General features: G+C 47.9%; 7 protein-coding genes. 1 reads left to right on the top strand and 6 read right to left on the bottom strand.

Going from position 1 to position 7,812, the window contains the following annotated elements; translation table 11 throughout:
• From QMD03_09615 to argF, 6 genes are all read right to left on the bottom strand, one after another.
• The coding region (locus tag QMD03_09615) for a ThaI family type II restriction endonuclease (GenBank protein MDI6777468.1) at nt 1-584 on the bottom strand (584 nt) is incomplete at its 3' end.
• Between the two features lie 38 nt (nt 585-622).
• The gene (gene lysA / locus QMD03_09610; protein ID MDI6777467.1) at nt 623-1,888 is read right to left on the bottom strand and encodes a diaminopimelate decarboxylase; all 1,266 of its coding nucleotides are present in this window, start codon (nt 1,886-1,888) and stop codon (nt 623-625) included.
• Between the two features lie 83 nt (nt 1,889-1,971).
• Nucleotides 1,972-2,418: a hypothetical protein gene (locus QMD03_09605; GenBank protein MDI6777466.1), complete on the bottom strand. Its 447-nt coding sequence runs from the start codon at nt 2,416-2,418 to the stop codon at nt 1,972-1,974.
• A 33-nt stretch (nt 2,419-2,451) separates the two neighbouring features.
• A complete protein-coding gene (gene argH, locus QMD03_09600) occupies nt 2,452-3,843 on the bottom strand; it encodes an argininosuccinate lyase (GenBank protein ID MDI6777465.1) in 1,392 nt (463 codons plus the stop codon).
• A 118-nt stretch (nt 3,844-3,961) separates the two neighbouring features.
• A complete protein-coding gene (locus QMD03_09595; GenBank protein ID MDI6777464.1) occupies nt 3,962-5,164 on the bottom strand; it encodes an argininosuccinate synthase in 1,203 nt (400 codons plus the stop codon).
• Nucleotides 5,165-5,202: 38 nt separating this feature from the next.
• The gene (argF, locus tag QMD03_09590) at nt 5,203-6,114 is read right to left on the bottom strand and encodes an ornithine carbamoyltransferase (protein ID MDI6777463.1); all 912 of its coding nucleotides are present in this window, start codon (nt 6,112-6,114) and stop codon (nt 5,203-5,205) included.
• 838 nt (nt 6,115-6,952) lie between these two features.
• On the opposite strand from argF, the gene QMD03_09585 reads away from it, so the two are divergent.
• On the top strand, nt 6,953-7,510 hold the full coding sequence (locus QMD03_09585) for a SagB/ThcOx family dehydrogenase (protein MDI6777462.1): 558 nt from the start codon (nt 6,953-6,955) through the stop codon (nt 7,508-7,510).
• The last annotated feature ends 302 nt before the right edge of the window (nt 7,511-7,812 follow it).

Genomic DNA, 7,812 nt, shown 5'->3' with positions numbered 1-7,812 from the left:
ATCCTTGTTCTTTGCCAATTTATTGTAACGCTCTTTGATTCGCTATCTCCAACTAAAGTCGATAATGCCTCTTTAGTAATCTCAACGCCTCTGGGATTTGTTCCTGCCTTAGGGAGTTTGATGTAATTCTGTCTGCCCATTTTGTCGAAAAGCCTTTTCTGGGCTTCTAACGGGATATAATAAAATCCACCAAAGTCATTCCAGTTGATTTGAACAAGCAAAATATCACAATGAGGATGATAGCTTTCACGAAATTCTCTTGCTTTTTGAGCATCAACAGTCCATATCAACTTGACGCCTCCGAAACCCTTGCCAGTAATTGTCTTAATGGATACAGGCTCTCCAAATAATTTTACATCCACTTCAGGACTGGTGATAGGAATCTCTGTTTCTACATTCGCCTCACCAAATTTATAAACAAGCAAAGCAACGATTATTCGTTCACGAACCGAACCAACCTCCATTCCTGTTTTGCCTGCTCTTGAACTCTCCAGTTCCGCAAGTTGGAATAAATAAGGCAGGCGTTTTTTGATTTTCCCTACAAGTTTTTCATCTTCAAAGATTTCTATTAAAGGAGCAGACATTCTCTATTCCTCTGTTTGTTTTGTAGGCGAAATGTCGTCTAACATTCAGTCATCAGAAATGCCGGCACTTCCTCTCCCCTGACCAGATCGGCATATCCCTCTCTTTTTCTGATCACGTAAAACCGGTCATCCCTGACAAGGACCTCCGGTATCCTCGGTCTCGCATTATAATTTGACGACATGCTGAATCCATAGGCACCAGCGCTCATGACGGCCATCAGTTCCCCCCTCTCAAATCCGGGGATCCTTCTCCCCTTTGCCAGATAATCATCGGATTCGCAAATTGGACCCACCACATCGGCAAGGATATCTCCCCTTCCCTGTTGTATTACCGGTTGGATGTGGTGATAAGAATCGTAGAGGGCAGGACGGAGTAAATCGTTCATGCCTGCATCAACAATGATAAAATTCTTATCTTCCGTAGCTTTGGTATAAAGGACTCTGGTCACCAGTATCCCCGCATTGCCGACAATGACCCTCCCCGGCTCGAAGATAAGGGTACAACCCATATCGGCAGATGCCTCAATAATGGCCCTTGCATACTCGGAAGGATGGGGAGGAGTCTCCCGGTCATACGTAATACCGAGACCGCCTCCCAGGTCGAAATACCGGATCTCAATACCATCTTCCTGAAGGAGCCGGACAATTCTCTTTAAACGATCAAGGGTATCGGCGAAGGGAGAAATTTTGGTCACCTGGGAACCGATGTGGCAACTGATCCCTTTAATATCTAAATGGGGTAGCTTTTGTACCCGAAGATATTCCTCACGCGACCTCTCCATACTGATGCCGAATTTATTTTCTCTAAGACCGGTCGCTATATGGGGATGGGTGCGAGGGTCAACATCCGGGTTTACACGCAGGGCGATACCCGCCCTCTTTCCCAGCCTCCCGGCACATTCGTTGATCACCTCAAGTTCCTGGGAAGATTCCACATTGAACAACAAGATCTCATACTTGAGTGCGCATTCTATCTCATCAATTCTCTTACCAACACCAGAGTAAACAACCTTTCCGGGATCCACCCCCGCCCGTATGGCTCGATAGAGTTCACCCCCGGAGACAATATCCACACCAGAGCCTTCACGGATAAATATCTTCAGAATGGCAATATTGCCATTGGACTTGGCAGAAAAGCAGACCAGATGGGGAATGTCGGCAAAGGCGCCATCAAAGACCCGGAAGTGATTCCTCATGGTCCTGTAACTGTAGAGGTAAAATGGCGTTCCCACCTCCCCGGCAATCCTGAGAATGGGCGTCTCTTCGCACCAGAGTTCGTTGTCCACGTAGTGAAAATCATGCATCGCTAAATTACCTGTCCCTGAAAATTATTGTTTCATTCATAAAAATGTTTAAGCTGCTCGACGGTCCCGGCTTTTCAAAACTTTCATTTCACTTGGGCGATATTCGATGCCTCACTGCAGCCTCCAGAGGTATTGCAGACGATAACGCGGTAAGCATAAAGCCTGCCAGGCTCAATCGCTGAATCTATATAGGAAAAAGTGCCATTCCCTTCCTTCGTCAGTTTCTGATCGGGAAGCGAAAGATCGGCAAGCAGAATATATTCCTGAGGACAACCCGGACAGCTACGGGAGACTTCTCCCACCTCGCTTCTTGTGATCTTGAATCCGGCAAGAGTTCCATATCCTTCCACGCTCCAGCGAAGGACGATCCCTTCCTCGCTACGTTGGGCCTCAAGGTCAGAAATCGCCTTCGGTAATAAAACTTTATCAGGGATCGGGTCTCCCTTCTTCCCGCATCCCTGAAAGACCGCAACGAGAAGGAAAATCGTGATTATAGCAAAAGAATGCCACCAGTTTACTTTCTTCATCATCTTAAATCAGTCACCAGCCATCAGTCTTATGTCTTACGACTTACGACTATCATCTTTCCCGCCCTCAATCTCCCCGATCCTCTCTAAGACCATCTTTTCCGCGGTACCACCGAGGGTGTTTCTCGCATTCACTGCATTTTCCACCTTGAGACACTTATAGACGTCCTCATTAAATTCCTTATAAAACTGGCGGAACTCTTTTATCGTGAGGTCTGACAATCCTTTATTCTTTTCCATACAGTAGGCAACAAGACGTCCCACAATCCCGTGGGATTCCCGGAAAGGAACACCTCGTATCACGAGATAATCGGCAACATCGGTGGCTGTGGAGAATCCCTTAGTAGCCTCCTCTCGCATCCTTGCCCTGTTAAACTTCAGATGTTTGATCATTCCGGTAAGGATCTGGAGGCATCCCCTCACCGTATCTACCGTATCAAAGAGGGGTTCTTTATCTTCCTGAAGGTCCCGGTTGTAGGTCATGGGGAGACCCTTCAGGAGCGTTAAAAGGGCCAGCAGGTTCCCGTAGATACGCCCTGTTTTCCCCCTGATCAACTCGGCAACATCGGGATTCTTCTTCTGGGGCATGATACTGCTCCCCGTGGTAAAGGCATCGGAGATCTCCACAAAATTAAACTCCTCGGTAGACCAGATGATAAGATCCTCACAAAAGCGACTCAGGTGCATTATCACAAGAGAGGCGGCAAAGATAAACTCGGCAACAAAATCCCGATCTGAAACGGCATCCATGCTGTTCCGGGATATGTCGGGAAATCTCAGCAGTCCGGCCATGTACTCCCTGTCAAGCGGCAGACCTGAACCGGCCAGCGCGGCGGCGCCGAGGGGCATCACATTTACCCGCCCGAGACCATCCCGCAATCTTGCCTCATCCCGATCCAGCATCTCCCAGTAAGCCAGGAGGTAATGGGAGAGAAGAACCGGCTGAGCCTTCTGGAGATGGGTGTAACCCGGCATGATGGTCTGGCTCTCCCTCTTCGCCAGTTCAACCAGTGATGACTTCAGTGCGGCTACCAGATCCAGTATCCGATGAATCTCATCTCTCAAGTATAGTCTCACATCGAGAGATACCTGATCATTCCTGCTCCTGCCCGTGTGGAGTTTCCCCCCAACTTCTCCCACACGCTCGATCAGGGCCCTTTCAATCGCCATATGGATATCTTCATCGGAAAGATGAAAGGTAAAATCTCTCCTCTCAATATCCCCGAGAATGCTCTTCAGGCCAACAACAATGGTCTTCTCTTCCTTTTTCGAGATGATACGCTGCCTGGCCAGCATTTTTGCGTGGGCAATACTTCCCTCAATATCGTAGGGGGCAAGACGTTTGTCAAAATGAACAGAGGCGGTAAACACCTCTACCTGTTCATCCGTCGGCTCGCGAAACCTCCCCTCCCAGGGCTTCCTTTTCATTCTGGCTCCTAACTCCTGAGTAGTTACCCCCTGTTAACCTTTCTTCAACACCTGTAACTTCTTATGACATACGACCTACGACTTATGACATACGACTTATGACATACGACTTTCTGTTTTACTTTTTCTGCAACGCCTGTATCTTCAGCCTGAGGGCATTGAGTCTTATAAATCCCGTGGCATCCTTCTGGTTGTAAACCCTGTCTTTCTCAAAGGTGGCAAAATCCTCCATGTAAAGGGATTGGGGTGATTTCCTCCCGACTACGATACAGTTTCCCTTGTACAATTTCAAACGGGCGGTACCCCTCACGTTCTCCTGTGTTTCGTCAATAAATTTCTGCAGGATTTTCATCTCCGGCGAATACCAGAAACCGTTATAGACCAGTTGAGCATACTTAGGGATCAGAGAATCTCTCATCAGCATGACCTCCCGATCCATGGTAATCGTCTCCACCGCACGGTGGGCCGCCCAGAGAACGGTCCCCCCCGGTGTCTCATAAACTCCCCTTGATTTCATCCCCACAAAACGATTCTCGACCATGTCCACTCTGCCGATCCCGTTGGCGCCCGCCACCCGGTTCAGATAGTCCAGAAGCTTCGCCGGGCTCATCTTCTCCCCATCTACCGCCACAGGCAATCCCCTCTCAAAAGCGACCTCTACATAGGTGGCAATATCGGGCGCCGCTTCGGGAGAGGCAGTCAAGACAAACATATCCTCCTGCGGCTCCACCCAGGGGTCTTCAAGGATGCCCCCCTCATAAGAGATATGGAGGAGATTCCTATCGCTACTGTAAGGTTTTTCTTCGGTCAGCAAAAGAGGAATATTGTATTTACGGGCGTAATCAATCATTGACCTTCTCGAATCGAAGCTCCAATGCTCATCCCTCCAGGGGGAAATAATCCTGATCTCCGGGTTTAAAGCCATGTAACTCAGCTCAAACCTTACCTGATCGTTTCCCTTCCCCGTGGCGCCATGGGCCACGGCATCTGCCCCCTCTGCGGCGGCAATCTCGATCTGCCTTTTGGCAATGAGCGGTCTGGCCAGGGAAGTCCCGAGGAGGTATCTGCCCTCATAGCAAGCATTGGCCCTCAGGGCAGGAAATACAAAGTCCCTGACAAACTCTTCCTGTAAATCCTCAATATATACCTTGCCGGCGCCGGTAGCGATGGCCTTCCCTTTAAGACCGTCCAGTTCCTCCTTCTGACCGATATCAGCGACGAAGGCGATCACTTCACAGTTATAGGTCTCGAGCAACCACCTTAAAATAACCGAGGTATCCAATCCTCCCGAATAGGCAAGGACAACCTTTTTTACCTTCATAGTCACAATCTCAATCCTCTCCTTAATCAGGAGAACATCTATGCGAGCAAAATTTCCAAAATCGCCTTCTGGACGTGCAGGCGATTTTCCGCCTGGTCAAAAACTACCGAATGGGGACCATCAATAACCTCTGCCGTTATCTCCTCTCCACGATGGGCGGGAAGACAGTGCATAACGATAACATCTCTCTGCGCCCCGGTCAGCAGTTCCCTGTTGATCTGATACGCCTTCAATACCCCTGCCCTCTCCTCCCGTTCGGCCTCCTGTCCCATACTGGCCCACACATCGGTGTAAATAACATCAGCATCCTGTACCGCTTCAAAGGGATTGCGATAGAGAGTGATACCCTTTTCCGCCTCTCTCTTTCCCCGCTCCAGGATACCCGCATCAGGTTCATATCCTTCCGGACAGGCAAGGGCAAGGTGAAAGGGAAGCCTGGCGGCGGCATCTATCCAGGAGTTGGCAATATTATTCCCATCCCCGACATAGGCAATCTTCAGATTTTCGTAGTTTCCCTTCTTCTCGATAATGGTAAAAAGGTCGCTCAAGATCTGACACGGATGGAGAAGGTCTGTCAAGCCGTTTATCACCGGTATTGTTGCATATCTGGCAAACTCTTCAACGGAACTCTGGGAATAGGTCCTGATCATAATACCATCTAAATACCTGGACATAATCCTTGCAGTATCGGCGATGATTTCACCCCTGCCGGACTGAGTATCCCGGCTGCTGAGGAACAAGGCCATTCCCCCAAGCTGGTACATCCCCACCTCAAAAGAAATGCGCGTCCTGGTGGACGGTTTATCGAAGATCATCCCGAGGGTCTTACCCTTTAGAGGTGTATAGATGTGCCCATCCCGGAGCATCTTTTTCAGCCTGTGCGTTCTTTCAAATATCAATTCAAAGTCTAATACTTGAAGATCATAAACGCTTAAAAGATCTTTCTTCATCTGTCCTCCGTCACCCCATCCAGGACGTCAATTGCCCGATCAACATCCGATTCTGTGATGATCAGGCCTTTCCCCCTCTGCAGAGATGGTTTGCTACCCCCTCCCCCGGTAGCACCGGTCGAACAAAAAACACTACTCGAAGCAGCGCGAGAGGGAAGTGATTATAACTCACAAAATATGATATGTAAATAACTTTCCGGTTTCCGGAGTCAGACATCTCCTAAATATGGATTATCGAGGTCCCACCCCTTAAGGTGTTGAGCTTTCCAGTATCCCGGAAGATGAAAGAGAAATATATAGTATAGGAATTTTATAGTATAGGAATTTCCATTTCGAATAACTTTAGGCACTTCAAACTTTAGATCACTTTAGGCACTTAACTTGTTATAGTAATCATCGGAGCTGGACTTTTTGCTGGACATCTGTATAATACGCATTTGAGGGAAAATTTTTCGGGTTAGTTAGCAGATAGGTTTTCCTTGTTCATGGGCGCTGCCCCCGGAACAATAATTAGCCTATAATTGTCAGTACCTTTTCATAAACAGAAGCTGAGACCTTTGAAAAATAATGAAATTTGGATTCAGGAGAGCTAATCAAATGTTTTTCGGGCACCATGCCGTCGCAGCGAAGCGTCCGCAAAGGCAATGTTTGAGCGCTCAATCGTCAAAAGATTTTTGAGCGCGGATGAATCCAAATTTCAAGCTCTCAAGCTAAGTGAGGAAATGCGATGAAAAGTCTTTTTATCCCTTTTATAACCTTTCTCTTGCCCTTCGTCGCTTTGGCTCAAACCCGCACAGATATTAGCCTTCCTAAGCCATTTTTTGCTGGGAAAAAGTCTGTGGAAGAGGCTATCAAGGCCCGACGAACCATCCGGCATTTTAAAACTAAGTCCCTGAACCTGGGACAACTCTCCCAGCTTCTCTGGGCAGCTTACGGTATTACTAATAGAGGCGGCCTCTATAAATCTGTACCCTCCGCCGGTGCTCTATATCCGCTGGATATCTGGGTAGCTATTGGGGAAAAGGGAGTGGAAGGACTGGAAGCGGGTGTTTACCATTATATTTCAGAGACCCATAAGATAAGCCAGGTTAGGAATGGAGAAGTCCGGCGTGAGATTGTTAGGGCTTCGCTTTTTCAGAACTGGATGGCTGAGGCTCCTGTCATCTTTATAGTGACAGGGGAATATGAGCGGTGCACCAGAAAATATGGAGAAAGAGGAATTTCCTATACCTACATCGAGGCCGGGCATGTGGGACAGAATATCTTTCTTCAGGCTGAGGCCCTGGGGCTTTCGGCTGGCATTGTTGGCGCTTTTCATAATGATCTGGTCCGGCAGGTGCTGGGTATCGGCAAAGTTTATGATCCCATACTGATCATGCCGGTGGGATATAAGTAAGGGAGAGGCAAGATGGGTTTCAACCGAAGGCCTTACCCTTAGAACAGCTCGTAGATAAAAAAATGGGAAAATTTCTCATGCAGGCTGTAACTACATCCGCAAAGTTTTCCGTGAGATCTCTGTGGTTGTAAAAAATGTCTTGACTTTATGGTTGCAGTACAAATATTATAAATTGGTTATGTAGGTCCCTGAGTTTTCCTCATTCACACTCAAGGTATGGGGAGTTTTCGGGAGATTTCATTTCAATTAAGAAAGGAGGAAGATAATTAAGATGGCCACATGTGAGGAGTGTAAGAGTTTTT

This window comes from Syntrophales bacterium, from assembly GCA_030018935.1.
Lineage (GTDB): Bacteria > Desulfobacterota > Syntrophia > Syntrophales > CG2-30-49-12 > CG2-30-49-12.
This window is presented reverse-complemented; position numbering and strand designations above follow the sequence as displayed.

Excerpts from the sequence above, each read along its gene's own strand:
- argF (MDI6777463.1), bottom strand. The coding sequence starts at position 6,114 with ATGAAGAAAGATCTTTTAAGCGTTTATGATCTTCAAGTATTAGACTTT.
- QMD03_09605 (MDI6777466.1), bottom strand. The coding sequence starts at position 2,418 with ATGATGAAGAAAGTAAACTGGTGGCATTCTTTTGCTATAATCACGATT.
- QMD03_09595 (MDI6777464.1), bottom strand. The coding sequence starts at position 5,164 with ATGAAGGTAAAAAAGGTTGTCCTTGCCTATTCGGGAGGATTGGATACC.
- argH (MDI6777465.1), bottom strand. The coding sequence starts at position 3,843 with ATGAAAAGGAAGCCCTGGGAGGGGAGGTTTCGCGAGCCGACGGATGAA.
- lysA (MDI6777467.1), bottom strand. The coding sequence starts at position 1,888 with ATGCATGATTTTCACTACGTGGACAACGAACTCTGGTGCGAAGAGACG.